Consider the following 23,644-nt stretch of genomic DNA (forward strand, 5'->3'; position numbering starts at 1 on the left):
GGTCTGCGGGCTGCTGCCTATTGGTTCCGCGGCAGATGGCAGCCGGCCAGCCGTTTTTGACTGAGATACTCGTCGACAAGCTGGCGGTAGCGCACCTTGCCGAAGCTTGGGAAATGGCCGCCATGCACCACAGAGACATCGAGATCGCGCATGCGCAGCAGCGTCGCGAGATAGTCGTCGATATCCGAATGATAGACGTCATCGATCAGCGGGCCATCATAGATGATGTCGCCGGAGAGCAGGACGCCGGTCTTCCTCTCGTAAAGCGCGATCCCGCCCGGCGAGTGGCCTGGCGTATGGATGACCTCGAAGGCACGGTCGCCGAGATCGACGACGTCGCCCTGTTCGAGCAGACGGCCGGCAGGCGCCGGCAGGATATGGTAGCGCGCCGTGTCCCAACCCTCCGGCATGCCATCGAACATCTCGTCGGTCGCATAGCGGTCGGCGACCGTCCATTCGTTGCGCGGATCGGCGAGGATTTCCGCTTCGGCCGGATGCACGCAGCGGTCGGGGAATTCATGGTGGCAGCCGATATGGTCGAAATGGGTGTGGCTGGCCACGCACACGAGCTTTCGCTCGCTCACCAACGGCACATGGCGCCTGAGGCTGAAATGGCCGAGACCAGTATCGAACAGAAGATCGCGATCGCGCCCGCGCACATGCCAGATGTTGCAACGGAAGAACGGCTTGATCCATGGCTCATGGATCAGCGTCACGCCGTCACTCATGTGGATGGTCTCGTACCAGTTGGGAGCATCGATGACCGGAAGCGTGTCCATATCAGTGCGTCAGCAGGATGAAATCGCCAGCGTCGCACGAAACCGCAACGTTGTCGCCGGTCTGGACGGAGGCCGAAGCCGGGGCCTTGGCAATGAACTGAAGCGCCGGATCTACGGTGGAAGTGGCCAGCACGCGCTTGAAGCTGCCCTGGAAGACGACGTCGCTTACCTCGGCAGTACCGAGCGCAACCGCGCCTCCAGCCGCGACAAGGACGAGATGCTCAGGCCGGACGGCGAGCGCGACTTTCGCGCCGGGCTGCAAGGTGCCGGGCAACATGATCGCGCCGGCTGGCGTCGCGACCGAGATCGTCCCGTTCTTCGCCTCCGTCACGGTTCCCGACAGGATCGTGCTTTCACCCATGAAGGTGGCGGAAAAGCGCGTCGACGGCCGCGCATAGACGCGCTCCGGCGGGCCTTCGTCTTCGATGCGTCCGTCATTCATCACCACGCAATGGTCGGCCAGCGCCATCGCTTCTTCCTGGTCGTGGGTGACATGGATGAAGGCGGTGCCGACCCGCTTCTGGATCGCCTTCAGCTCGTCCTGCATCTGCCGGCGCAGCTTAAGGTCGAGCGCGCCGAGCGGCTCGTCGAGCAAGAGCACCGCCGGTTCGACGACCAGCGCGCGGGCCAGCGCCACGCGCTGCCGCTGGCCGCCGGAGAGCTGGTGCGGCTTCTTGTCGAAGGCGGACGCCAGGCCGACCAGCGCCAGCGCCTCGCGCGCCTTGGCGGCGCGCGTCGCGCCATCGACGCCTTGCATGCGCAGGCCGAAGCCGACATTGGCGCCGACGCTCATATGCGGGAACAGCGCATAGTCCTGAAACACCGTGGTCGTCGGGCGCTTCGCCGGCGGCACGGACGTGCAGTCCTCGCCGCGTATGAACACCTTGCCTTCGCTTGGGCTGACAAAGCCGCCGAGAATGGAAAGCAGCGTCGTCTTGCCGGAACCCGAGGGGCCGAGCAGGATGGTGTAGCTGCCCGGTTCGATCTGCAGCGAGACGTTCTTCAGCACCGTCTGCTGGCCGAAGCGGTGCGAGACAGAGCTTATATCGACCAGGGGCGCGTTCATGCCGGCTTCCTCCGCAACAGCGTCAGTTCGAACAGCACCACCAGCACGATGGAGACGGCAAAGACCAGCGAGCCGATGGCGTTGGTCTTGGGATTGAGACCGGAGCGCAGCAGGTTCCAGATCTCGACAGGCAGCGTCGTATCGAAGCGGGTCAACAGGAAGGAGATCACGAACTCGTCCCAGGAGAAGGTCATCGACAGGAAGAAACCGGCGAAGATCGCAGGCGCCATGACAGGCACGGTGATCAAGAGCAGCACCTTCCATTCGGGCGCGCCGAGGTCGCGCGCGGCGCGCTCGATATTGATCTGGTGGTCGCCCATCTGGCTGTAGATGATGGCAAAGCAGAGCGGCAGGTTGATCACGACGTGGCCGATGCCGGCCGCCAGCAGCGATTTCGGCACGCCGGCCCAGTTGAACAGCACCAGCAGCCCCATGCCGATGATGAGGTAGCTGACGGTCAGTGGCAGCGTGATCAACCCGCGCAGCAGGGCCGAGCCAGGCAACGTAAAGCGGGCAAACCCCCAGGCGGAGAGGAAGCCGAGCGTGACGGCGGCGAGCGAGGAGAGCACGGCGACGAGAAGCGAGTTGACCAACGCCGAGGTCAGCCGCGTGTCGGAAAGCACCGCGTCGTACCAGCGCAGCGAGGGGCCGGTGAAGGGCGGGATCGGAAACGATGTCGCCTGCAGCGAAAACAACACCAGCACGACCACCGGCAGGAAGATGAAGCCGTAGACGGCAAGCGCGTAGAGCCAGGAAGCGATACGGACAAGAACGCGCATCTCAGGCCCGCTCGATCTTCAGCCAGCGGGCGCAGGCGAGATAGGCGACGGTGACAACCGCCATCAGGATGATCGACAGCGCCGAGGCGAGAGGAAAGTCGCCGCGCCGGCCGATCTGCATCATCACCAGCTGCGGCATCAAAAGCTCATTGTTACCGCCCAGGATCTGCGGCGTGATGTAGTCGCCGATGCAGAGCACGAAGGTGAGGAAGGCGCCGACCATGATCCCCGGCAGTGTCAGCGGCAGCACGACATGCAGGAAGGTGCGTACCGGCCCCGCGCCGAGATCGGCGGCGGCCTTGCGGTAGCTCGGGCTGAGCTGTTTCAGATTGGCGAAGATCGTCAGCGTCAACAGCATGACGAAGAAATGCACGAAGCCGGTGACGGTGGCGAAGCGCGTATTGGCAAGCTGCAGCGGCTCGGCAACCAGGCCGAGATTGGTCAGCGCCCGGTTGATGACGCCGTTCTGCGACAGCACCAGCAGCCAGGAATAAGAACGCACGACGTAAGAAGTCCAGAACGGCAGCACGGCCAGCATCAGCGCCAGCCGCTGCCAGCGTTCCGGCACCTGTTCGGCGAGGATCCAGGCGAAGGGGTAGGCGAGCAGCACCGAGATCACAGTGACGATGGCCGTCACCTCAAGCGAATTGACCATCGCGCGCCAATAGGACGGATCGGTGAGGAACTGGCTGTAGTTGGCGAGCGTGAAGCTGCCGCCTTCATGCGCCGTGAGGCTTGAAAGCCCCATGGCCAGGAAAGGCAGCACGAAGAACAGCAGCGTCCAGCCGAGCGCCGGCGTGACCAGCGCCCAGGGCAGGGCACGCGAATTGTTCGCGGTGACGCCCACGACGGCCGTCTACTGCGCCTGCAGCATTTCGGTCCAGACGTCCTGCATCTTCTTGTCGAGATCGGCGTTCGGCGCTGGGTAGGACTGGGCGCGGGCGAGAAAGCCAGGCTGCTCGTCGAAGCGCAGGATCTTTTTCTGGTCGTCGGTGAGCGCCGCCTTGCTGTTCGCCGGCATGCCCCAGTAGCAGGAGGAGGTGGCAAGCCGCGCCTGGCCTTCCGGGCTCATAATGTACTGGATGAACTTCAGCGCCATGTCCTTGTTCTCTGAATCCTTGAACATGGCCAGCGACTGCGACCAGAGCACCGCACCCTCTTTCGGGATCGAGAAGTCAAGCGCCGGGTTTTCCTTGGCCAGCCCCGCCGTCACCCATTCGCCACCGCCGACGAGTATGTCGACCTCGCCGGTGGCGAGTGCCGTCTGGCTGGCGGTCACTTCCCCGACCAGCTTGGCGTTGGCCTTCATCTTGAGCAGTTCGGCCTTGATGGCGGGCAGGTCGGCTTCGGTCAGCTCCGCCGTTTTCTTGCCGATCGCCAGTGCCGCCATGCCGATGACCGGCAGATAATAGTCGTAGATGGCGATCTTGCCCTTGTATTTGTCGCCGGTAAGCGCCGCCATCGACTGCATGTCGGCCGGATCGACCTTGGTCTTGTTGTAGCCGATGGTGTTGTAGCCGAACTTTTCGGTGATGCCGTAGCGCTTGCCGCCGACGACGGTGGAGCCGTCCATCTTCACCTCGGGAAAGAGGTCGGCGACAGGCAGTTTGTCTTCGGGCAGAGGCTCGAACAGACCCTTTTCGACGCCGCGCGGAATGTCGATGCTGTCGATCACCATCACGTCCCAGTCGCCGGGTTGCGACTGTTCGACGATGGCCAGCCCAGCGCCGGTGCCTTCGAACTCCTTGACATTGACCTTGACGCCATTGGCCTCCTCGAAAGGCTGCAGCAGCGCCGGGTCGGCATGATCGCACCAGATCAGCGCGTTGAGATCCGCGGCCTGGGCGCCGGTCGCGAGCAGCAGCGCCGCGGCCGCGGTTGCCGCGCGCAGATGTGATTTCAGAATGCACGTTAGATTGCTGGACATCGAGTGTTCTCCCTTGCCTTTGTGGCTTGTTGCAAAAAATTGAACCAATTCTAAAATTGAGTCAATTCTGTTTTTGTGGCAAACAGCCGATATGAGTGGATTGCGGGCAAGACAAAAGGCGGACCGGCACCGTCGCATCATCGAGGCGGCGGCGGATCTTTTCCGCGAGGCCGGCTATGAAGGCGCCAAGATCGAGACGATCGCGGCGCAGGCCGAGGTCTCGGTCGGCACTATCTACAATTACTATGAGAATAAGGGCGACATCCTCGGCGCCATCGTCTCGATGGAGGTCAACGAGGTGCTCAACGCCGGGCGCGGCGTCGTATCCAACCCGCCGGCCAATGTCGGCGACGCGTTGGACACGCTGCTCGGCATCTATATCGAGCATTCGCTGCACTATCTCAGCAAGGAGATGTGGCGCCAGGCGATGGCGATCTCGACGCAGCTTCCCGACAGTCCTTTCGGCCAGGCCTATACCGGGCTCGACCGGACGCTGACCGAGCAGATACGCGCGCTGATCGTCCGGCTGCAAGAGGTCGGCCTGGTGCGCCGCGATATCGACGGCCCGGCACTCGGCGAACTCATCTTCAACAACATGAACATGATGTTCATCGAATTCGTGAAACGCGACGAAGCGAGGATCGCGGAGTTGCGCGCGGCGATACGCCGGCAGAATAGGATTTTGGTAGCGGCGATTGCGGTTTGAGAAGGTCTAATTAGTTGACCGTTGTTTAGAATAATCTAAAGTGCTTGCTCGATGGAGGTACCGAACGACAATCAACGAGGGGGAGTAGCGTTATGAGACGGATTCGTTCAGCAGCATTCCCTATTTTGGTCTCGATTCTGGCAGCGCAGGTATCGGCCGCATCGGCCGACAATTTGCCCAAGACCGCCAAACCTATGTCGGCGGATGAATTGCGTGCCGTCTATTCAGGAAAGTCCGCTGTCTGGGACGACGCTCGCGCTTTCTTTGCTCCGGACGGGAGTGTCATCGGTTACAATACAAAGGGGAAGGTTACTTTTTCAGGCAGTTGGAGTGTTTCTTCAAATCGAAATTGCATGAAAGTTGCCTGGAAGTCGATCAAGTCGGCCGATACCGGTAAAGCGTCCGATTGCTGGCAGTGGTACAAGGACGGAAAGAAGATCTGGACGTTATGGTCGACCCGCTATGATGGCTCCAAACCCAAGAAGGATGATTATTACCAAGGCGAGTTGAAGAGCCTGAAAGCCGGAGACAAGGTATCCAAGGAATACGCGAAACTGACTAAATCATAAGCCGACCTATGGATGTCGTATTCCGCCACAGCTAATTGCCGCTAGCGAAGCTGCAGGCTTGAGCAGCAGTGACTCTAGTCACGCGCCCGAAGTGCGCACTCGGCAAGACATTTAGCATCTCAGTCCCTTCTCTCTCTCTCTCTCTCTACCGCCGCTGACTCGCCATAGGCGATAAAATTCACCATTCAATCAAATAAATAAGTCGAAGTAACCAATCAGAAATTCGCCGCCGTCGACAATGCCATCCGGTCTTTATGCCGAAAGGTCCCCTGGTGGCTATCTGGCAACCTCTTTTCGCAAATCTTGCCGCCTCTGCTGTCATGCTGGTTGCCTGGAGTTCTGTCGGCGATTTCGTGGCCCGGTTGAACGAGACACGCCAGAAGCTGCTGTTTGGCGCTGTAATGACTGCGGGCACCATCGGCTCGATGATGATGGCCTTCGAGGCATCCCCCGGCGTCTACAATGATTTTCGTGGGCCATTGATCGCCGTGACGGGCTTTTTCGGCGGCGTGCCCGCCGCTGTCATGGCAGCCGGGGCGGCCTTGATGTATCGCCTGTATCTCGGCGGAGCAGTCTTCTCGGGCGTTTTGAGCATCATGATTGCGACGACCATTGGGTTGGTTGGCTATGCTCTGCGTGGATCCCGGCGCATCCGATACCTGGATCTCATGCTCATGGCTGCCGCGGTCGCGTCTTTCAGTTCCCTGGTTGTGCTGACGCTGCCCATGGAAAAGCAGGCTGTTCTGATAGCGCAGCTTTGGCAGCGTGTTTTGCTGGCGTTTGTCGCCACCCTGCTTCTGGGCGCTCTGCTTCTGCAGGAAATGAGGCGCCGCGAGCTGTCCGTCGCCAACCAGCTTTTTCGCTCCATGGTCGATGCCTTGCCGGATTGCCTGAACATCAAAGGTATCGACGGCCGGTTTCTGGCGGCAAATCCAGCCACCGCGAAACTGATGGGAGCGGCGAGCGCGGACGATCTCCTCGGCAAAACCGATTTCGATTTCTTTCCGCCGGAACTCGCGAAAAAGTTTCGTGACGACGAACTGGCGGTGCTGCGGGAGGGAAAGCATGCGACCATCGAGCAGCCAGGCATTTTTGCCGATGGCTCGACCGGTTGGCTGTCGACCTTGAAGGCCCCGATGACGAACGATCTGGGCGATGTCATCGGGCTGATCACGCACAATCGCGATGTCACGCTGCGCAGGACGTTGCAAACAAGGCTCGAAGAGACCCAGGCCTATCTGGATCAGGCGCTTGAGCACATGAATGATGGGCTGGCGATGTACGATCCGGATGGCACCATTCTGTTCTGCAACAATCGTTTTCGGGAATTGTTTCCCCTCACGGCACATCTGCGGAAGCCGGGTTCCAGCTTCGCCGATATCATCCGAGCGTCGGTCAAACTTCGTGAGGAGCCGCTTGGTCCTCGCAAAAGCCTGGACGATCATCTTGCTGAAAAACTCGCGACGCTCCGGGAGGACGGTGAGAAACTGATCGAACTCGGTAACGGCAGAGTATTTGCCTCGCGCACCAAGGTCTTGGCCAATGGCTGCACGGTGCAGACGATCTCGGATGTGACGGAGCGGCGCAGTTTCGAGAAGAGTCTCGAACGCCAGGCGCTGCATGATCCTCTCACCGGCTTGCCAAACCGCGCCTTCTTCAACCGCGAACTCAACAGGCTGGTCGACAAGGCGCGGTCGGAGGGCGGCGAGCTTGTCGTCATGCTTCTCGACCTCGACCGCTTCAAGGAGGTCAACGACAATTTCGGACATGCCGTGGGAGACATGCTTCTGGTCGAGATTGCACGACGTCTAGAGAAATCAATCAGGCGCGGTGACATGGTTGCCAGGTTGGGTGGCGATGAATTCGCCGTGCTGATGTATGGTCCCACGGACGGCACCGGCGACGTCAGCCTGGCGACACGGATCATGAAGAACTTGTCGCAGCCGCTGAAGATGGACGACGTCACCCTGCTTCCCGGCGGATCCATCGGCTATACCGTCTTTCCCGGGGATCAGGCAGACCCGGACGGCCTGCTCAAGAATGCCGACAAGGCGCTCTATCAGGCCAAGGCAAGAGGCCGGGGCACCTGGAAAGCCTATGACCCAAATGCGGTTGCGACGACAGCCGCTCGACGCGGGTAACGACGCGTTTAGTCCGGCTCGCGCCTCAGCAAAGGATCGGCATGGTGCCGCGACATCGACGGGTCGGCCGAATACTGGCGCGCCGACGTCAAAACACTCCGATGGCACAGCGTTCTTCGCGTGAACCACGATACGCCTATACACCCCGAGAAACGTAAGGCGCGAACGCGCGAGCCACTCCACGGCTTCCCATCAAGTGGGCTTAATCCCGATTCTAGCGAGCATGCCTGGGCGGCCGCGCGCGGGGAAACGGCACGATCGTCACCGGCGCCTTCCGGAATTCGGCGATGGCTATTTCCTCGATCAGCGCGTCGAGTGCCTGGCTGACGCTCTGGCTTGTTTCGTCGAGGCCGCAGAGGCGGTTTTGCGCACACTCCAAAAGCTCGCGCGCTGCCGCGAAGTCGCTTCGCATGACAACACCTATTGGTTTGGCCGCCGCACGGATATTGTCAGCCCGCTAAATTGAGCGATTGCTAATATACACAGGAGAAGTTTAATCGAATGGCATTGAATGGCCGGGACTGGATGCCGGCCGAGCGCAGCTAGGCCGGTAGATATGGCGCTTGGTACCCCCATGCGAAATGCCTTCTAATCCCTGAGGCGGACGTTCGCTCCGGCTCGGCCGAATTCACGCCATGACCCATCTTGGGTTAGGTGGGGCCTCTCAGCAGTTCTTGCGCAACAGTCTACTGGCGATCGCATGGCTTATCTCTAAGTTCGCCTCGATCTCCAACCAAAGATATTGCCCCTCGGGGTTCGACTCGAAGAAGACGTACCCTAATTCATCGGAGTAACGCATATCGACCGCACTGTAGACGAGCCCGAAATCCGCCACCATCTGAATCAGTGCCTCCTCCACGTCGGCGGGCAACGTCCAGGGGGTGACCTCCGTCTCCACGAATCGTGTGTCGATCACATCCTCCAAAGGGGCGAAAATGATTCGCGCCGCAAAAACCCTGTCGCCGACGACCGTGGCGCGAATGTCGAATTCGCCCCTGATCCGCTCCTGGAAGATGGCCGGGCATGTAATCAATCTGTCGATCGACTCGAAGTCCTCAGTCCGAAGGCGTCGAGTTGGATGTATGCCCACGCGAGGGCTGTGAAACATCTTGTAGATTGTCTCACCACCCATTCTTTCGTGAAAATCTTTGACGGCGACAGGGTCGTTAGTTATGAGCGTCTCGGGAACTCGCAATCCCAATGCCTGAGCACGCGTTAACTGAGCAGGTTTATACGCAGCCAGCTGACTCTTGCCCGGTTCATTGAAAGAGTTCTCTACTAGTCCGTGAAGAGTTCCTGTAATTGCTATCTGGCGCTCTGTATGAGCTACCGAGAGCACACCTGTCTTTGCGCGCTCGTTGGAAATACTAATAGGGTATGCGGTTCTCCGCCACCATAGCCCGGCAATGTTGGCAAGCTGTAACGATTCAGCAGCCCCTCGACGGTCTAAGACTTGAAGGTCAAAACCACCTTTGCCTATGGTCGCGAGCAAGTCATACGAACTCGTAAATTCTTGGACGTCGAGAATGTATGCATCCCCTCCGAGCCGCTCGGTCGCGACCTTGACAGCGTGAGCATGTAAATCATCGGAATGCGCTACGATTACTGCGGTGCCCATCGATCGTCGTTAGATCGCGTGGCACCAATCATCAACCCCGGAGTCATCGTTAGCTCCGCCACTCCTGGTCGCGCTATTGCTCGAAAAAGCAACGTCGCTCCGAGGCACTAAGTTGTACCCAGTCTTCGAAATCCAATCGATCTCGCGCTCGCTCGGGCCCTTGCTGCACGCTTTCGGTTCCAGATGGCCCGCCATGCTGAACGGAACGGCTCCGACCAAATCCGAAGCAGCGATGGAGTGTATTGTGGTCAACTGGGTGTTATGACTGATGGTCAGGATCGCGTATGGCGGGCTGGGCAAGTCCCCGAGGCTACGGGGGATGACCGAAATGTCAGAAACTCGATTACGGGCGACTGAGTATCCGATTCCCGCGTAAGCGAAATTCACTGCTTCCGGCAAAACTTCAATTATTTCAACCAGAAGCCTTAGGTCATCGGCACTGGGTGGCGCGGAAGCTTCACCCTTGCTCAGACTGGGGTTCTCTTTTGCAAAGTCGTCGACACTGGGCATCACCGTGCTCCGTTGAACACCGAAATATACCAAGGTTAACCGTAGCGTCACCTTCAGTATTCGGTCAAGCCGCCTGGTGGAGAAAAGGCTCTGTCGGTGAAAACCCAGGCCGCCCGCCCGCCACCCGAAGCTCGAAGAGCGAAGGGTGGTGCCCCCGGACGGGATCGAACCGCCGACCTTCGGTTTACAAATTTTGTGCCAGAACACCCCGAAGGGTAACAGACCCTACCGCTAGCGGAAACAAAATTAAGCAAAATCAATGTTTTAATGCTGATGGAGCACCGGTTTGCATATCGGTTCATAACGTAGTATCACATACCCGTGGTTACCCCTGATGTTACCCCGGAGCGATAAACCGATGCCTGGACCGATCCCCGCGCAGCATAAAAAGGCCGCTGCATTCGTCAGCGCATTGAAGCCAACGGCAACGCGGCAAGAGATATCGGACGCCGCGCAAGCCGGGCTTTATTTGGTCATGCAACCGCAACCGAGCGGTGCGCTATCTTGGGCGGTGCGAACGAAGATCGACGGTAAGCCGGCGAAAGTAACCATCGGACGCTATGACGAAATCGGCAGCGGCGACCGCGCCAGCAACATCATATCGCCAACGCAAGCGCTCAACGTCACACAGGCACGGGCAGCGGCCGAAAAGGTCATTGCGGATGCGAAGCGTGGCAACGATCCCCGAACGCAAAAGATCGACAAGACAAGCGTCAACGCGTGGTTTGATGAATTCATCAAGACCGCTCGCGCAACCGGCTTCAAGGGCAGGGCTGTCAAGGCATCGACCGCAGACGAATACGAACGCATTATCTCGACCAACATCAAGCCGCACTGGAAACATGTCACCGACATTCGGACAATCGACTATCGCGATGTTGAGAAGCTTCTGGCGAAACTCACGCCGGGCGCACGTCGCAACGCCTTCGCGGTGCTGTCTGCATTCTTCCGTTGGAAACCAGTTGCGCGAGCCATCGGCCGAAACATCATTGATCTGGCGGAAGCGCCAGCAAAGCCGCAAAGCCGCGACCGCGTTCTAGCGACCGACGAGATCAAGACGGTTTGGAACGCTTCCGAAAAGTGCGGCTATCCGTTCGGGCCGATGGCGCAACTGCTCTTGCTCACGGGTCAGAGGAGAGACGAGATTGCCGAATTGAAATGGCGCGAGTTATCCGACGATCTGGACACGATCACGCTTGAAGGATCGCGCACCAAAAACTCCCGCCCGCACGTGGTGCATCTCGCACCGCTGGCGCAATCGATCATCAAGACCTTGCCAAGGATCGCAGATGCGGACGGCAACCCGTCCGAGTACGTTTTCACCACAACGGCGACCACGCCGTTCAGCGGCTTTAGCAATGGCAAGAAAGCGCTCGACAAGCATTGCGGCGAACCGGCGCTGCCGGATTGGCATCTGCACGATCTGCGGCGCACATGCGCAACCGAACTCGCCAAGCTTGGAATCAAGCAGGAAGTGACTGAAGCAATTCTAAATCACAAAACCGGAAAGGTAAGCGGCGTTGCGGCAATCTATAACCGCTACGATTATCAAGATGAAAAGCGCGATGCTTTGGAGAAATGGGCAACTCGTATCGCAGCGATCACCGCAAACAATGTAACGCTGCTTTCGAAGCGTGCATAACCTGAAAAATCGTTAGAACATGCTCTTGACCGTGAGCTAACGTTAGCTCACGGTTTCTATGCCGCCTGATTTGGGCGGCGTGACGGCCGGATGGCCGATGCCGCTTGGACCGGCGCTCGCGTGGTGGATGCCCGCAAATCCTGACAACCAGAGATTTGAGGCATGCCCCATGAACCCGAACCCCACTAGTACGCTTATTCCCGCGCCCGCCGTGCGCCTCATCTGCGGCGGCATTTCCGATATGACACTCTATCGCTGGCTCAATGGTGAATTCGATCCCCGAACGGGGAAGGCGACACCGCCAGTTGCTGATTTCCCGAAGCCTGCCCGTGTCATCAATCGACGGCGGTACTGGTCGCGCGCCGAAGTCGAGCGCTTCGCAGCGGGCCGGCGCGTCGATGCGGCCTGATTTTACCCGCTGAAACACCCTGATTGAGAAGGCGGACAGCTGGGAGATGCCAAGCATTTGATATTGCAGAAATATTTTAAGCAGAGCAGCGGTTGTTTAGACCGAAGATCAAGAAAAAGCCCGGCAAGGCGTTGCGAGCCGTACCGGGCGATTGGAAAGTAGCCTTGCATGAATTCCCTAGCACCGCTCACACCAGCGGGCAACCCGATACCGCTTTCGCTCACCTACTTTGAACGAAACAATCAACCGGCAGGACAACGCAACACAACCACCTGGGCCGATCTTTGCGACTGGATCGAGCGGAACACTTTGACCGCAGCATCTAAGAGCGATTTGCCTCTGATCAAGCTCGCCACGTTTGCGGGCAACTACCGGACCGATGCGAATCTAGAAACGGTCTATGGCATTGAGGGGGACTACGATGCCGGGCAAATGCCGCCCGATAGCGCTGCGGCCTTGTTGATAGCAAAAGGCGTCCAGGCATTCATTTACACGTCCCCCTCGCATCGCCCGGACAAACCGCGTTGGCGTGTCCTTTGCCCGCTGTCCCAAGCACATCCCCCGAATGATCGTCATGCGCTTGTAGGGCGGCTCAACGGCTTGCTTGGCGGCATTCTCGCGCCGGAAAGCTTCACGCCTTCACAGGCGTTCTATGTCGGTAGCGTATTGGGCGGCTACCCAGTCCAATTCTTGCGAACCGAAGGCCGTCCGCTCGATACGGTCGAAGGACTGCAATCGATCGGACCCGCGACAACGGAGCGGACAGACGGGCGGCAATTCAAACCCGGCGAAGGGCGGCGCGCACCATCTTATCAAACCGCCCTTGATGCGCTCCGCAGCGTCCATCCAAGTGACATAGAACGCAGCGCTTGGCTTTCGATGAGCGGAGCATTCTTTATAGCGACACGCGGCTTGCCCGGCTCGGAAAATGCCGAACGCGATTGGCAGACATGGAATGAACAACACGGCGACAAAAACAAGCCAGACGAAAATGCGCGAACATGGGGCGATTTCCAGCGCAACGGCGCGGATCACGACTTCACGACGCTCGGAAGGATGAGCGCAAACGACAACGCGCGCGGCTGGGCATTTTTTAACGGCGTCGTGCATCAGTTGCCGTCGCAATCATCGCGGTCGCCAATTGAGTTTTTCCCGGCATCGGACCTCTCCGGCCCGCCGCCATCGCGGGAATGGTTGGTGCCCGATCTAATCCCCAACGGAACCGTAACACTGCTAGGCGGCGACGGCGGGACCGGCAAGAGCCTCTTAGCGCTACAATTGGCCGTGGCGGTCACGACACGTCGCTTTTGGATCAACCGCCTTCCTATGGCCGGTCCGGCGCTAGTCATTTCCGCCGAAGATGACAAGGCCGAATTGCATCGCCGTTTGGCAGACATCGCAAGAGCGGAAAACATCACCCTGGACGATTTGCGCCAACTTACGCTCGCCAGCTTGGCCGGTGATAACGCCCTATTGGCGACGTTGACGAAAAGCGGGGTGCTTGATGTTTCGCCGCTCTATCACGCACTGGACGCCAAAATAGCCGAACAACGTCCAAAGCTGGTCATTCTCGACACGCTGGCCGATTTATATCCCGGCAATGAAAACGACCGCGCACAAGCTCGCCAATTTATAGGCCTGCTACGCGGAATTGCCATTCGTCACCAATGCGCAGTTGTGCTTTTGGCGCATCCAAGTTTGAGCGGCTTGGCGACCGGAACCGGAACGTCTGGCTCAACCGGCTGGAATAACAGTGTTCGATCACGCCTCTATTTCGAGCGAATCAAAGATGATGACTATGAACCCAATGTTGATGCGCGACGGCTTAGAGTCATGAAAAGCAACTATGGCCGCGTCGGAAACGAGATCGATTTGACATTTCGCAACGGCGTTTTTGTTGCCGATCATGTGGACGCGTCGGACACCAACGCAAAAGCGGAGCGTGTTTTCCTGAAATTGCTCGAACAATTCACGGCACAAGGCCGGGACACCAATCCAAGTTCCGGCCCGAATTATGCGCCAACAGTCTTTGCAAATCACCCCGACGCGGAAGGATGTTCAAAACGATCAATCAAGGATGCAATGGAGCGTCTGCTATTAGACGGTAAAATAGCTGTCAGGACCAAGAAAGAAAGCGGACACGATAAGCGTTATTTGGCGGTAATTTCATAAATTATAGGGTTTGGTGTTATTTAGCGGTAATTTGGACCCACGCAATTCTCTCGCAACTCTCCTCAATCTCCCCTCAATCTCCCTCGCGCGCAACATCCCCACACCCCTAGAGAGTGCACGCGCTGGGCGCGCAGCACACTCTCTGAAAAATAGGGCAGGCCGCTAACTTGGGCAATTATCTGGCTGATGTATGGGTAAATTTCAGACGGGAGACTCTTCGATCATGCGGGAGTACATCAGAAAGGAAGCTTGGTGTAGCGGTGGTCGTCCTACGCTTCGTCCCGGGCCTGATTTTCGCAATATTGAAAGGTGTACTTGAGCAACCATGATGACCGTTTGGATCAGGAGCAGGGGGAGAGTGCTGGTGTTGGGGGCAGCATCCTTAGTGTTGGGAGGTTGGACGTGGCCTTGGCAGGACATCGAACAGGATAGCGCTAAATGCCAGTACGAGGCGTTGCAACGGGCGACCGGTGACCTAATGATGCCCGTATTCATTGACGCCTGTCTGAGGGCGAAAGGCTATTCGCACGAACAATCAGCTTGCATGTGGGCAAAGGGCCTGAACTACCGGATCGATCTAGAAGCCTGTTTGCGCGGTGAGGGTGCTAAGGCTCTCCCGCTACCGCTTCCGCCAGCTCAGTAGGGAATGCGGGGATAAGAGAACGTGGGGGACGAAATGCTAAAGATTCTGATTGTCGCGGGCATAGCGTGGAGTGTGCCGACGCCCTGTTTCGCGAACTTCCAGGATGGCAACAAGCTGTATGCCAAATGCACCTCAGAAGTGGATAGCCAGCAGGCGCTCTGCTACGGCTTTGTTGAGGGCGTGAACGATACGTGGACAACAATCCAGAGGTGGGAGCCGACCATGCCCCGGTGTACCGTCCCCGCCGCAGCCACCGTCAAGCAGATCGCCGATGTAGTGACGCAGTACCTGCAGCAGCATCCCGAGGAGCGTCATAACACTGCTGCCTCGCTTGCGATGAACGCATTGACGCTGGCTTTCTGCCCCTGAAATGAGTGGACAGATCAGGGACAAAACGAACTTACTTTGAACGTTTAAGACTACAGCTATGTACTATTTAAGTCTTCATGGTAGCGTGCCGGCTGGGGGATGAGGAGGATTTGCAAATGTCTGAGTCTTACAAGAACCATGCCGGTATCCTAAACAAAATCGACCTCGGGGGAGGTTGCGCTGACTTCACCAATCTCGGAACGAACAACCCCAAGCTTTTCAACAAGTGCGGGCGGCAGAAGACGATAAAGGTCGTGAATTGGGACAAGAACGGGAACCCCGTTGCGACTCGGTGGTTCCATTTGGAAGACGGTAGAGAAAGACCTGTCGCCTTCCCAGGGTTTCAAATGGCCATTAGTGAGGTACGAGAATTTGAAGACAAGGGAGACGATGACGGGTCGGCGCTTATAAGCCTCACAAAGCAGACCCATTCAGGCTACGTAGTGTGGGATATTGAGAACAGGAGCCCAGACCGGTGGAACGCAATCAGTTATTCGGCATTTTACGGAACCAGAAAGTTCATGGACGTTACTTACGCGTTGGCCCCGACAGAGCGGATTAACTTCTGGGGCGCTTTTGAAGATGAAAATCCGTTGATGTACCTGAACTGGTCACGCCTCGATCCGTATTAGGATTTCCGTTAGCACTGGACAGATCAGGGACAAGAACCAAGGACAGGTATTGTCTCTGAGTGTCCAGCTGGCGCAGCCGCCCGTCCAAAAATACCCGTACATATACCCGCCCGATGATCGATGCCTTGATGCGTCACCTAACGCATTGAAATCAATCCCGATTGGTGACGGCAAGCATCGAATCGTTGATTTGCTGCTCACCTGCTGCGGTCGTTTGCGATGGTGTCTGGTCGATCAAGTTTTCGGAGCAAACCCTTGTTCGGCCATGCAACCGCGAAACGCGATATCAGAGTAAGCAGCGCCGGCAATCCATAGCCTCCCGGCTGCTGCCATGGTCTGCGCAGCACGAGCGTTGCAGATCGCCTTCGCTCGCTCAAATCGTCCCTCGTATGAGTTCGGCGCGACCGGTCGCCATTGATCGGATGACGAACTGTTGCAAGCTGCCAGAGCCGTCAGCCCTACTAATGCTAGCCAAACACCGCGCATGAACCCCGCTCCCGTCAAGCTGCCCGGGCGTTCTGTTCCCGCGCGACTATTCGGCAATCGCTGGTCTTTGCGCAAGTGGGGTGTCGTGAGATTTTGCAGTCGTCTGCAATGGTCATTGCGGTAAATGTCGTCGAATAGATCGATGTATAATTTGCGATGAGAGTCAAAAGTATATTTGTTGTGATCTTATTTTTTCTTGGGGACATGGCGACATATGATTGACAGGCAGGCAGTATACGGGGATGTTGCCTGTAAATTAACAAGCTCAAAGGAACCCGAGATTATGAAAAGCTCCCTCGCCAGGACCGACCGCGCTACGATCCTCTCTGTAGGACATGAGGATGGCCGCAACGCTGTAGCAGCGTTGCCGTCCGACCTTACCGCGCCGGAAAGCCCGGTCGCCTCGCAAGCCGCCCGCCTCACCAGCGCAATGGGATCGTTCAATGATAACATTGCCGGCAACGCGGCACGGTTCCAACCGGACGCTCGCGGCACTGCGAACCGTGAAGCCGCAGCCAAGATACTGGCGGCACCCTTTCAGGATTTGATTGGTGGCGGCATTGCCGAAGGCCGCGCCGCCGCTGCCGCCGCTGCGAACGCCACCGCCGTCGATCCGGGCAACGCTCCGTTGCGAGCGCAGACCCGAGATCGCTTCATCGCCAAAGACACCGCTGGACAGGCAGCGTTCGCACAGCGCGCCTCGCTAGAAGAACTTGCGGCGCTCATGGAAGCCGGTCGGTCCTATTTCGACGCTACACCCGATCCGGTTTGGCAGATTGTCGAAGATCAGTACGCTATCAAGCGTCATATCGCCCGATCCGGTTTGCAGGCTGATTTCCAGCGTCGGCCCGACGCCAACAATCCGATGGCCTTTGGTGCGGATGAAGCCGCTGCCATGGACGCCGCCCGCAACTCACTGGATGCGCTCCGGAACCGTGTCACCACGGTCGATGCGGTTCGCAACACGGTGCAATCCATCATCGACGTTGTGGCGGTGGCGACCGATCTTTCGCGGGATCAAGCTTACTGGCTTCTGACAACGGGCAAGGTCGCGGAATGATCAACCTGGGTCGCACCGTGGCGTTGCCGACGAAAGCGACAATGAGCGCGGCAGAGATACAGACCACGCTCAACGCTGACCGGCGATTGATAGAGAAGTGGCGCGTTCGTTACGGGTTTCCGCGACCATCACGGCGGCAGGGGAAAACCACGCTCACGCCCACGGCTGAAATAGCCGCGTTCCTCAATGAGCGCGGCTGCAAGATATCTTGGTGCTGACCGCTAATTGCCGCTATTTAAACGGAATTTTTGATGAGTGATAAAGACAAGATTACGGGGCGTTTCCTGCCGGGGAATAAGCTTGGCGGAAGAGCGCCGGGGGCGATTTCTCATCGCCGCCGTGCCTTGGAACATCTTACAAAACATGGCGATGCGATCATCACGACCGCTATTTCCGCCGCGCTCGGCGGCGATACACAATTGCTGTCAGTGTTGGTGAAGATGCTCGTTCCTATGGGTGGCATACCCGCCATGATCCCAAACGGCGATCCAATCGAAGCGTATTCCCAAGGCGAGATCAATTCCGGTGAGCTTCGCCAACTGATGACCTCAATCGAGAAGGCTCGGAATTTGGACGCCCTTCACAAGGACGCCAGCGACGACAAGCAACACGCCACTACGCTTCCCGCAAATGTATCGGAGGAAGAAGCGTCCGAAGCCTATCGGCGAATGATCAATGGCTAGGGCAACGCATAATGAGACGGTCGCAATACCATCTTGTGAATTCGTTGATGAAACCTTTGCCGCATCCATCTTCGAATGGGACATGCAACGGCTTTACTACATGCAGTCGTTCAATTCGTTTCCGATCCCGATCCGATGCGGGCAAATGTTGGTCGTGCGGACCGCCGATATAGCAAGGTGGGCGCTCAACCGCCGCTACGGCATCACACGATACTCAATCTAGAACCCACAAGGAGACGAAAAATGAAACTCGAAACTGCGTCAATTCACTATTTGGACGACGCAACGTTGTTCGTTGAAATCAAGGGTGGTCAGATTGTGAATTGCTCCAATCTCAATGGTAATTCGCAACCTTTTCCGAAGTCATGCAGGCTCGCGTTGATCTTTGACCCGTTGGGGGAGATCGAACCGGCCGAACCGATCACAATAAACAGGGGTAACGCACAATGAACATCGGAAGGACCCGATTCCCCAACACCATCGCTGTTCACGTTGTTCCGATAGGCGACATTGTCGAATTAGAGGCGGGACGGATCAAAGCAATTTTTACCCGGTTCCGCAGCATGATTGCACCCGTGGCCGGCAAGCTTGGCTTTCATGGCAGTTGCAGCGACCAATCCCATTATGACGACGTTCGCGGCACTCTCGAACTGTGCGACAAAGACGTGTTTGCAATCATTTCGCATTACCGCTGCAAACTCCCGCATTTGACCATTCAACAGTTCCGCCTCTCGACCGCACTGCTATTCGGCATGAGTGACGACGAATTCGGCGCGGCTTGGCGGCGTAGCCTTGAACGCATCCCAGATCGTCTCGAACCGGCAGGGTTTGACTGTGGGCAACAATTTTACAAACAGCGCGTTGCCGGTCGAAGTCTTGCGGAGTTGACCGGCGAAAACGTTGCGCTGACGATGGTGCTGCAATGAAAAGGAGCGAGGCGACATGCTGACCGCCCGTCCCAATTCCCTGAGATAGGCTCGCTCAGGTGGTTACTCGATAGGCGATATAGACCAATAGAGCCACGGCAATTAGCAGCAATCGGTTCGTCCACCTCCGTGAAGCCTGGCTTTCCATCAACGCGATTGTATTTGTGAGAGCGTGGGCGGCGTCCTGTCGTCCATGCGCGATCAGCCGGTCTCGCGTCTCCTCGTCCAGGCTATAAGAAGTCTGTACGTCGGAAAAATAACCTAGCTCCTCGTGAAGGATATTCCGGGCGACCATGCTGTTACGATTGGCCACGGTCAACTTCCCTGAGATGGCCCGGTGAGTTTCAAAACCGATTCTCAAAGCGTCGGAGGCGGATTGCTTTTTTGACAGTTCAGACATTTGCAAAGAATATTACGAAGGGACTAACAATGCCATGAGGCGTTGTATGTTATCGAAAGGTCTGGGGGAGAATGAGCAATCTCAACATAGCGGCCACGTAGCCGCCACTCTGGCACTGGTTCATTTTCGGGGTTTTCGTTGTCGTCGGAGCTGCAATTGTAGGAATTGGTTGGGGGGATTATGCATATGGTGTCGGATATGTCGCTGCACCTGCCGCCGTCGGTTACTTTGCAACTAGGCGCGCCACGACAATTCGAGGTCTAATCCCAGGCTATGTGGCTTTCATCGCTTTGATGTCGTTGCTTATTTGGCAGGATATCTCAAATCACATCGAACGTGCTACCGCAGAAATCTATAAAGGATGCTCTGAGAACAATGCGGCGGTAGCTGCAATGCCCACGGACCAACAGCATCCCTATTGCAGCTGTATGTCTGACAAGATGGCGCCTAAAGTCGTGTGGAAAACGGCAGTGGCGTTTGCAACGCAGCAGCCGCTATCAGCCGACCCCCGAAATGATCCGGATTTCATGGCAAAAATCACGCAAGTCTCAACAGATTGCGCCGCCGCAATCGGAGCAAAATAAGCGCAAAAGACGCCTTGGAGTACGAACGGCAAGGCGCATTCGGTCATCGCCGTAAAGCAATCCTTGTTCGGATGCAGCTCATCATCACGCATGAGCAGCAAACATTCAAACAGGCGCCAGCAGCGCAGAGCCACGGCGAATTCGTAATGAAATCAACCCTCAACGCTTTGGTCAGAGCAACTGATTGCGGGCAGGGGATTTGGAGGGGTAATTTTGACCCTTTGGAACGCGTTTCGCCGGTCAGCTCACGGCGTTTCTAACGGCCCGGCGCTCGCACCGCAGCAGGAACCTTATTTTTGTGGAGGCTCTAAGGCTTCAGACCGTTTATATCGTTCTGGAATATCCTCTAGGATACTCACGGCATGGTTTTGGATGCGGCTTGTTATATAGCTAGCTTTCTCAATAATTTTCCTGTCTGCATCGGGAGAGTCTAACGCGGCAGCTAGCTGATCAAAGATCATGTTTTCAAGGGAATCTGTAACGAAGAATGCTCCGCTGTCTGGATGGCTAGCCATAAAGTCGGACATATGCGGAAGCGCCAACATGATTAGCTTGTTCACGTCGGCGATATCGACAACAAGTGAGGGGCCGATTCCAGCTTTCATACTCGCTAATATCGCGACGGCCTGCATATTGGTTGACCTCAAAGCTTCGAATGCGGCCCAAGCCGCAGAAGGAACAAAAAGGCGCTCATGGTCGGGCCTTTGCCCATCGGCCGGGGGTGCGTTATCCAAACCTAAAACGCTGAAAAGGCCGGCTCCTAATTCTTTCATCTTTTCTCGGTCCTGCCCGCCTTCCTCCATGGTCTTCGCAATCTCCGGAACATTCAACCGCTGGAGCATTTGAACCGCGGCCTTAAACCGCCGCTGGTCGACAGTTGCGGACCATAGCGCTTGGATACCTTGAAGGCATCTCGCATCAAGGGCAGCCTGCCTTGCGGACATCAGAGACAATGACGATGATTGTAGCGAGTCTAAGCGCGAGTTGTTGCGACTGATGCTATTTCGCAGCCCCTCAAGCTTGCGGTCAAAGCGATGGCTGACGCTCGATTGTATCCAAATTTTGAGTGGGAAACCTACAGCCGCGAGGATAATCGCGACAAAGGCTCCAGACTGGAGAACGTTAACGAGTGTGGGCCAAGACATCTGACATTCCCGAGATTGGTTCGGTGCGCAAAAGCCCGGCTTTAACCGCCGACAAGAACCTGGAGCGCCTTGATCATGCGATCAGAAAATAGGCCGCATAGGGCGCCGACTAGAAGCGCACTCCTCCAGCCGATCCCCATCTTGATGGTCCTACCCAACTCCATGTATTCATAAACATTGAAAACAATAAGGGCCAGGACGGCTCCCGACAGCCCCGGAGCAGTGAACAGATAAGTTATCAGGGACGAGAAGTAATTCTGAATAGATTGTGACGGCGTCTGCGCCAAAGAGTATTTTAAAGACGCTCCCATAAAGGCTGAAATGACTGTGACAATGGACAATACGTAAGGTCTTGGACTCACGGTTACAGTCGCGCTAGCGGCGTGGAGTTAGGTAGGACTGTCCTCTCCGGAGGAAATCGAAGCTTCTACAGTAAAACTGAATTTTCGCGGATTAAGGTAACTTCTGGGAAAGTGCAATACGTATGTCGTGGCGGCGAATGATTCCGCTTCAATGACGGCAAGCGCTTTCGATGCTTCGCCCGCCCCCATCGTTTTTTCGAGCCGCTCCAGTTGCTCCGCTTTAGCTAGGAATATTTCTCCTGCAACTCTATTGGACTCAATGAACCATTTTGAAATTGCTGCCTTCGCGTCAGTGTAATTTTGTATGGAAAAATCCATGTAAAAATATTTCTCAGCGATTTTACTAGTGGTTTTATCCATATTAGATATTCTGTAAATAATATATAGAATACCTTGCATAGAGAAAGTTTCTTTAACGTACTCTCTGAATAAAGCAGACAACTCTTTGCGATAGTCAGTTGATACCAATGATAGATGATTAGCAAGAATGCTTGTCAGTTCTCTACAAAGGCGCTGGTGGCGGACTTTGTCCAACTCGGCGGAGAAATCTTTCACCTCAATCAATTCGACCCCTTCGGGCAACCGTGGCGTCAGTGCAAGAAGGTGAACCGGTTCAACGCCTGAATTTTCAACAGTGGCTCTGTAAGCCACTTCATTTGATCGGGCGTCCGATAGCTGCTCAGTCAAATTCACTGCAATCTTGGGCATTCGATAAACTCAATTGGCAAGAAAAGAGCACAAGCAGATATCGTATTGAAACTGAGTCTGCTACGTAAGAGTTTCACACCGAACCCTTGCGCAAAAATGCCTAGGCAGCGCCGGATTGCTCATTGATGACGGAAGAAAAGGTGGCGCACACCAGCCCGCGCGGCCTGTTAGGGTGTGGATGGTGCCGCCTGAGGGACTCGAACCCCCGACCAATAGTTTACAAAACTACTGCTCTACCATCTGAGCTAAGGCGGCACATTTACCCGTACGTATACCCCTGAAACCCGGCTTTGAAAAACATTTCAGCTTTCCAAAGCCTTAGCTGATTGATCCAGCGAATTACAAAACCGCTGCTCTACCAGCTGAGCTACAAGGGCACGGCGCTCCGGTAGCATATTTGTTGCGCCAGTAAAGACAAAACTCCATTTTCGGTTATCGGCCCTGGTGCATGAGCCGCCGGGCAGGGCATCCTGAAAACGGCTCATTCACTTCCTATATCCGATCGAGGTGCAATCGCTTGCGCGAGGGTGTCGCATGATCAGACTTGTCATCATTCTGCCGATCGTCGTGGTGGCCTGGCTTCTCCTGGTGAAGCTTATCAGGGACGTGAAGAACGCCAATATCGACTGGACCGGGGTTACCACCATCGTCGGTTTCATCGCGCTTGCCTTCTGGCTGCGCCACGTCACCGGCATGGGCTGAACCGGCGAAAGAGTCAGTAGTCAGTAGTCAGTAGTGAATCGCAACGCGTCATGGCACGTATCTCACTACTCACTACTCATCACCACAAGCATGGCAAGGTGATCATCTTCCTTTGATCAGGTGACCCGGTTCGTGAAAGGGCGGCTTCGGCCGCCCTTTTTGCTTGTTGTGCCGGCGAAGCTGCCACTCGAAAAATTTCAAGGAAGCTTCGAACCTTTTTCCTTGCCGAAACGACCGATGGTCAAGGGGCGGATGGATCGCCTCTCACAACGAAGCAAGGAGATCATCATGCGCACTTTCATTTCCAGCCTTATCGCCACCTCCGTCGCGGCCGTCATGCTGGCCGGCACCATTCAGCCCTCGGCTGCCCATGGCAGTCATCACAGGAGGCACCTCGGCATCGGCATCGCCGCCGGCGTCGGCGGCTTCCTGCTCGGCACCGCGCTCGCCCAGCCGCGTACCGTCTATATCGAGGAAGAGGGCGGTTCCTGGCATGTCCGCCGCTGCCTCGATCGCTACCAGAGCTACGATCCCTACACCGACACCTATGTCGGCTACGACGGTTATCGCCGCTATTGCCGGCTTTGAGAGGCACCGTCGGTGAAGCTGCCGATCTCCCCCCTTGC

At 56.8% G+C, this 23,644-nt stretch carries 26 protein-coding genes and 2 tRNA genes; 14 read left to right on the forward strand and 14 right to left on the reverse strand.

The genetic code is table 11. The annotated features are described in order from the left end of the window. Nucleotides 1–17: 17 nt before the first annotated feature. From MESS2_RS16900 to MESS2_RS16920, 5 genes are read right to left on the reverse strand one after another with little or no spacing between them, the layout of a single operon-like run. Nucleotides 18–779, reverse strand: a complete 762-nt coding sequence (locus MESS2_RS16900; protein ID WP_008875609.1) for an MBL fold metallo-hydrolase — start codon at nt 777–779, stop codon at nt 18–20. A gap of 1 nt (nt 780) precedes the next feature. Continuing rightward, a complete protein-coding gene (locus tag MESS2_RS16905; protein WP_008875610.1) occupies nt 781–1,845 on the reverse strand; it encodes an ABC transporter ATP-binding protein in 1,065 nt (354 codons plus the stop codon). After that, nucleotides 1,842–2,624, reverse strand: coding sequence for an ABC transporter permease (locus tag MESS2_RS16910; RefSeq protein WP_008875611.1), 783 nt, complete (start codon nt 2,622–2,624; stop codon nt 1,842–1,844). Before MESS2_RS16910 ends, MESS2_RS16905 begins: the two co-directional genes overlap by 4 nt. Before the next feature lies 1 nt (nt 2,625). Next, nucleotides 2,626–3,471 carry an ABC transporter permease gene (locus MESS2_RS16915; protein ID WP_008875612.1) on the reverse strand — a complete coding sequence of 282 codons (846 nt, stop codon included), beginning with the start codon at nt 3,469–3,471 and terminating at the stop codon, nt 2,626–2,628. 9 nt (nt 3,472–3,480) lie between these two features. Then, nucleotides 3,481–4,551: a polyamine ABC transporter substrate-binding protein gene (locus tag MESS2_RS16920; RefSeq protein ID WP_008875613.1), complete on the reverse strand. Its 1,071-nt coding sequence runs from the start codon at nt 4,549–4,551 to the stop codon at nt 3,481–3,483. A gap of 91 nt (nt 4,552–4,642) precedes the next feature. Between MESS2_RS16920 and MESS2_RS16925 the strand changes: the two genes are divergently transcribed. The 3 genes from MESS2_RS16925 to MESS2_RS16935 all read left to right on the forward strand — a co-directional run bounded on the left by MESS2_RS16925 (nt 4,643) and on the right by MESS2_RS16935 (nt 7,967). Then, on the forward strand, nt 4,643–5,257 hold the full coding sequence (locus tag MESS2_RS16925; RefSeq protein WP_008875614.1) for a TetR/AcrR family transcriptional regulator: 615 nt from the start codon (nt 4,643–4,645) through the stop codon (nt 5,255–5,257). Between the two features lie 92 nt (nt 5,258–5,349). Next, a complete protein-coding gene (locus MESS2_RS31170; RefSeq protein ID WP_008875615.1) occupies nt 5,350–5,826 on the forward strand; it encodes a DUF995 domain-containing protein in 477 nt (158 codons plus the stop codon). 428 nt (nt 5,827–6,254) lie between these two features. Beyond that, a complete protein-coding gene (locus MESS2_RS16935; RefSeq protein ID WP_341872364.1) occupies nt 6,255–7,967 on the forward strand; it encodes a diguanylate cyclase domain-containing protein in 1,713 nt (570 codons plus the stop codon). Nucleotides 7,968–8,181: 214 nt separating this feature from the next. Here the strand turns inward: MESS2_RS16935 and MESS2_RS32345 are convergent, their stop codons facing one another. From MESS2_RS32345 to MESS2_RS32350, 4 genes are all read right to left on the reverse strand, one after another. Beyond that, a complete protein-coding gene (locus MESS2_RS32345) occupies nt 8,182–8,379 on the reverse strand; it encodes a hypothetical protein (protein ID WP_008875618.1) in 198 nt (65 codons plus the stop codon). Between the two features lie 252 nt (nt 8,380–8,631). Continuing rightward, nucleotides 8,632–9,585 carry an MvdC/MvdD family ATP grasp protein gene (locus MESS2_RS16945; protein ID WP_040593325.1) on the reverse strand — a complete coding sequence of 318 codons (954 nt, stop codon included), beginning with the start codon at nt 9,583–9,585 and terminating at the stop codon, nt 8,632–8,634. Between the two features lie 9 nt (nt 9,586–9,594). Beyond that, nucleotides 9,595–10,095 carry a hypothetical protein gene (locus MESS2_RS16950; protein WP_008875620.1) on the reverse strand — a complete coding sequence of 167 codons (501 nt, stop codon included), beginning with the start codon at nt 10,093–10,095 and terminating at the stop codon, nt 9,595–9,597. 146 nt (nt 10,096–10,241) lie between these two features. Then, nucleotides 10,242–10,302 (reverse strand) — tRNA-OTHER (locus MESS2_RS32350). Between the two features lie 151 nt (nt 10,303–10,453). Here MESS2_RS32350 and MESS2_RS16955 point away from each other — a divergent pair. From MESS2_RS16955 to MESS2_RS17010, 9 genes are all read left to right on the forward strand, one after another. Then, entirely contained in the window at nt 10,454–11,737 is a 1,284-nt protein-coding gene (locus MESS2_RS16955; RefSeq protein ID WP_008875621.1) for a site-specific integrase, read from the forward strand. Nucleotides 11,738–11,906: 169 nt separating this feature from the next. Next, on the forward strand, nt 11,907–12,146 hold the full coding sequence (locus MESS2_RS16960) for a helix-turn-helix transcriptional regulator (protein WP_008875623.1): 240 nt from the start codon (nt 11,907–11,909) through the stop codon (nt 12,144–12,146). Nucleotides 12,147–12,314: 168 nt separating this feature from the next. After that, on the forward strand, nt 12,315–14,318 hold the full coding sequence (locus MESS2_RS33010) for an AAA family ATPase (RefSeq protein ID WP_008875624.1): 2,004 nt from the start codon (nt 12,315–12,317) through the stop codon (nt 14,316–14,318). 676 nt (nt 14,319–14,994) lie between these two features. Beyond that, nucleotides 14,995–15,330, forward strand: a complete 336-nt coding sequence (locus MESS2_RS16975; RefSeq protein ID WP_008875626.1) for a Rap1a/Tai family immunity protein — start codon at nt 14,995–14,997, stop codon at nt 15,328–15,330. A 116-nt stretch (nt 15,331–15,446) separates the two neighbouring features. After that, nucleotides 15,447–15,962, forward strand: coding sequence for a hypothetical protein (locus MESS2_RS16980; protein WP_008875627.1), 516 nt, complete (start codon nt 15,447–15,449; stop codon nt 15,960–15,962). A gap of 769 nt (nt 15,963–16,731) precedes the next feature. Further along, entirely contained in the window at nt 16,732–17,508 is a 777-nt protein-coding gene (locus MESS2_RS16985; protein WP_008875629.1) for a hypothetical protein, read from the forward strand. Between the two features lie 251 nt (nt 17,509–17,759). After that, the gene (locus tag MESS2_RS16995; RefSeq protein WP_008875631.1) at nt 17,760–18,191 is read left to right on the forward strand and encodes a hypothetical protein; all 432 of its coding nucleotides are present in this window, start codon (nt 17,760–17,762) and stop codon (nt 18,189–18,191) included. A 243-nt stretch (nt 18,192–18,434) separates the two neighbouring features. Then, nucleotides 18,435–18,641: a hypothetical protein gene (locus MESS2_RS17005; RefSeq protein WP_040593336.1), complete on the forward strand. Its 207-nt coding sequence runs from the start codon at nt 18,435–18,437 to the stop codon at nt 18,639–18,641. Continuing rightward, nucleotides 18,638–19,117 (forward strand): hypothetical protein, encoded by a 480-nt coding sequence (locus MESS2_RS17010; RefSeq protein WP_008875633.1) that lies wholly within the window; start codon nt 18,638–18,640, stop codon nt 19,115–19,117. Before MESS2_RS17005 ends, MESS2_RS17010 begins: the two co-directional genes overlap by 4 nt. 815 nt (nt 19,118–19,932) lie before the next feature. Here the strand turns inward: MESS2_RS17010 and MESS2_RS17020 are convergent. The 5 genes from MESS2_RS17020 to MESS2_RS32360 all read right to left on the reverse strand — a co-directional run bounded on the left by MESS2_RS17020 (nt 19,933) and on the right by MESS2_RS32360 (nt 22,801). After that, complete coding sequence (locus MESS2_RS17020; RefSeq protein WP_040593340.1) at nt 19,933–20,235, reverse strand: hypothetical protein; 303 nt, start codon at nt 20,233–20,235, stop codon at nt 19,933–19,935. A 156-nt stretch (nt 20,236–20,391) separates the two neighbouring features. Further along, nucleotides 20,392–21,246, reverse strand: coding sequence for a hypothetical protein (locus MESS2_RS17025; protein WP_008875636.1), 855 nt, complete (start codon nt 21,244–21,246; stop codon nt 20,392–20,394). A 389-nt stretch (nt 21,247–21,635) separates the two neighbouring features. Further along, on the reverse strand, nt 21,636–22,316 hold the full coding sequence (locus MESS2_RS32355; RefSeq protein ID WP_008875638.1) for a hypothetical protein: 681 nt from the start codon (nt 22,314–22,316) through the stop codon (nt 21,636–21,638). Between the two features lie 179 nt (nt 22,317–22,495). Beyond that, nucleotides 22,496–22,571: transfer RNA gene (locus tag MESS2_RS17040), tRNA-Thr, on the reverse strand. A 47-nt stretch (nt 22,572–22,618) separates the two neighbouring features. Beyond that, nucleotides 22,619–22,801 (reverse strand): hypothetical protein, encoded by a 183-nt coding sequence (locus MESS2_RS32360; RefSeq protein ID WP_157357749.1) that lies wholly within the window; start codon nt 22,799–22,801, stop codon nt 22,619–22,621. A gap of 49 nt (nt 22,802–22,850) precedes the next feature. Between MESS2_RS32360 and MESS2_RS31185 the strand changes: the two genes are divergently transcribed. Together MESS2_RS31185 and MESS2_RS17045 are read left to right on the forward strand one after the other, a co-directional pair. After that, a complete protein-coding gene (locus MESS2_RS31185) occupies nt 22,851–23,018 on the forward strand; it encodes a hypothetical protein (RefSeq protein WP_008875639.1) in 168 nt (55 codons plus the stop codon). Nucleotides 23,019–23,306: 288 nt separating this feature from the next. Further along, nucleotides 23,307–23,606 carry a BA14K family protein gene (locus tag MESS2_RS17045; protein WP_008875640.1) on the forward strand — a complete coding sequence of 100 codons (300 nt, stop codon included), beginning with the start codon at nt 23,307–23,309 and terminating at the stop codon, nt 23,604–23,606. The last annotated feature ends 38 nt before the right edge of the window (nt 23,607–23,644 follow it).

Source organism: Mesorhizobium metallidurans STM 2683 (genome assembly GCF_000350085.1).
Taxonomy (GTDB): Bacteria; Pseudomonadota; Alphaproteobacteria; order Rhizobiales; family Rhizobiaceae; genus Mesorhizobium; species Mesorhizobium metallidurans.

Excerpts from the sequence above, each read along its gene's own strand:
- MESS2_RS16900 (WP_008875609.1), bottom strand. The coding sequence starts at position 779 with ATGGACACGCTTCCGGTCATCGATGCTCCCAACTGGTACGAGACCATC.
- MESS2_RS16905 (WP_008875610.1), bottom strand. The coding sequence starts at position 1,845 with ATGAACGCGCCCCTGGTCGATATAAGCTCTGTCTCGCACCGCTTCGGC.
- MESS2_RS16910 (WP_008875611.1), bottom strand. The coding sequence starts at position 2,624 with ATGCGCGTTCTTGTCCGTATCGCTTCCTGGCTCTACGCGCTTGCCGTC.
- MESS2_RS16920 (WP_008875613.1), bottom strand. The coding sequence starts at position 4,551 with ATGTCCAGCAATCTAACGTGCATTCTGAAATCACATCTGCGCGCGGCA.
- MESS2_RS16925 (WP_008875614.1), top strand. The coding sequence starts at position 4,643 with ATGAGTGGATTGCGGGCAAGACAAAAGGCGGACCGGCACCGTCGCATC.
- MESS2_RS31170 (WP_008875615.1), top strand. The coding sequence starts at position 5,350 with ATGAGACGGATTCGTTCAGCAGCATTCCCTATTTTGGTCTCGATTCTG.
- MESS2_RS16935 (WP_341872364.1), top strand. The coding sequence starts at position 6,255 with ATGATGGCCTTCGAGGCATCCCCCGGCGTCTACAATGATTTTCGTGGG.
- MESS2_RS32345 (WP_008875618.1), bottom strand. The coding sequence starts at position 8,379 with ATGCGAAGCGACTTCGCGGCAGCGCGCGAGCTTTTGGAGTGTGCGCAA.
- MESS2_RS16945 (WP_040593325.1), bottom strand. The coding sequence starts at position 9,585 with ATGGGCACCGCAGTAATCGTAGCGCATTCCGATGATTTACATGCTCAC.
- MESS2_RS16950 (WP_008875620.1), bottom strand. The coding sequence starts at position 10,095 with ATGCCCAGTGTCGACGACTTTGCAAAAGAGAACCCCAGTCTGAGCAAG.
- MESS2_RS16955 (WP_008875621.1), top strand. The coding sequence starts at position 10,454 with ATGCCTGGACCGATCCCCGCGCAGCATAAAAAGGCCGCTGCATTCGTC.
- MESS2_RS16960 (WP_008875623.1), top strand. The coding sequence starts at position 11,907 with ATGAACCCGAACCCCACTAGTACGCTTATTCCCGCGCCCGCCGTGCGC.
- MESS2_RS33010 (WP_008875624.1), top strand. The coding sequence starts at position 12,315 with ATGAATTCCCTAGCACCGCTCACACCAGCGGGCAACCCGATACCGCTT.
- MESS2_RS16975 (WP_008875626.1), top strand. The coding sequence starts at position 14,995 with ATGCTAAAGATTCTGATTGTCGCGGGCATAGCGTGGAGTGTGCCGACG.
- MESS2_RS16980 (WP_008875627.1), top strand. The coding sequence starts at position 15,447 with ATGTCTGAGTCTTACAAGAACCATGCCGGTATCCTAAACAAAATCGAC.
- MESS2_RS16985 (WP_008875629.1), top strand. The coding sequence starts at position 16,732 with ATGAAAAGCTCCCTCGCCAGGACCGACCGCGCTACGATCCTCTCTGTA.
- MESS2_RS16995 (WP_008875631.1), top strand. The coding sequence starts at position 17,760 with ATGAGTGATAAAGACAAGATTACGGGGCGTTTCCTGCCGGGGAATAAG.
- MESS2_RS17005 (WP_040593336.1), top strand. The coding sequence starts at position 18,435 with ATGAAACTCGAAACTGCGTCAATTCACTATTTGGACGACGCAACGTTG.
- MESS2_RS17010 (WP_008875633.1), top strand. The coding sequence starts at position 18,638 with ATGAACATCGGAAGGACCCGATTCCCCAACACCATCGCTGTTCACGTT.
- MESS2_RS17025 (WP_008875636.1), bottom strand. The coding sequence starts at position 21,246 with ATGTCTTGGCCCACACTCGTTAACGTTCTCCAGTCTGGAGCCTTTGTC.
- MESS2_RS32355 (WP_008875638.1), bottom strand. The coding sequence starts at position 22,316 with ATGCCCAAGATTGCAGTGAATTTGACTGAGCAGCTATCGGACGCCCGA.
- MESS2_RS32360 (WP_157357749.1), bottom strand. The coding sequence starts at position 22,801 with ATGAGCCGTTTTCAGGATGCCCTGCCCGGCGGCTCATGCACCAGGGCC.
- MESS2_RS31185 (WP_008875639.1), top strand. The coding sequence starts at position 22,851 with ATGATCAGACTTGTCATCATTCTGCCGATCGTCGTGGTGGCCTGGCTT.
- MESS2_RS17045 (WP_008875640.1), top strand. The coding sequence starts at position 23,307 with ATGCGCACTTTCATTTCCAGCCTTATCGCCACCTCCGTCGCGGCCGTC.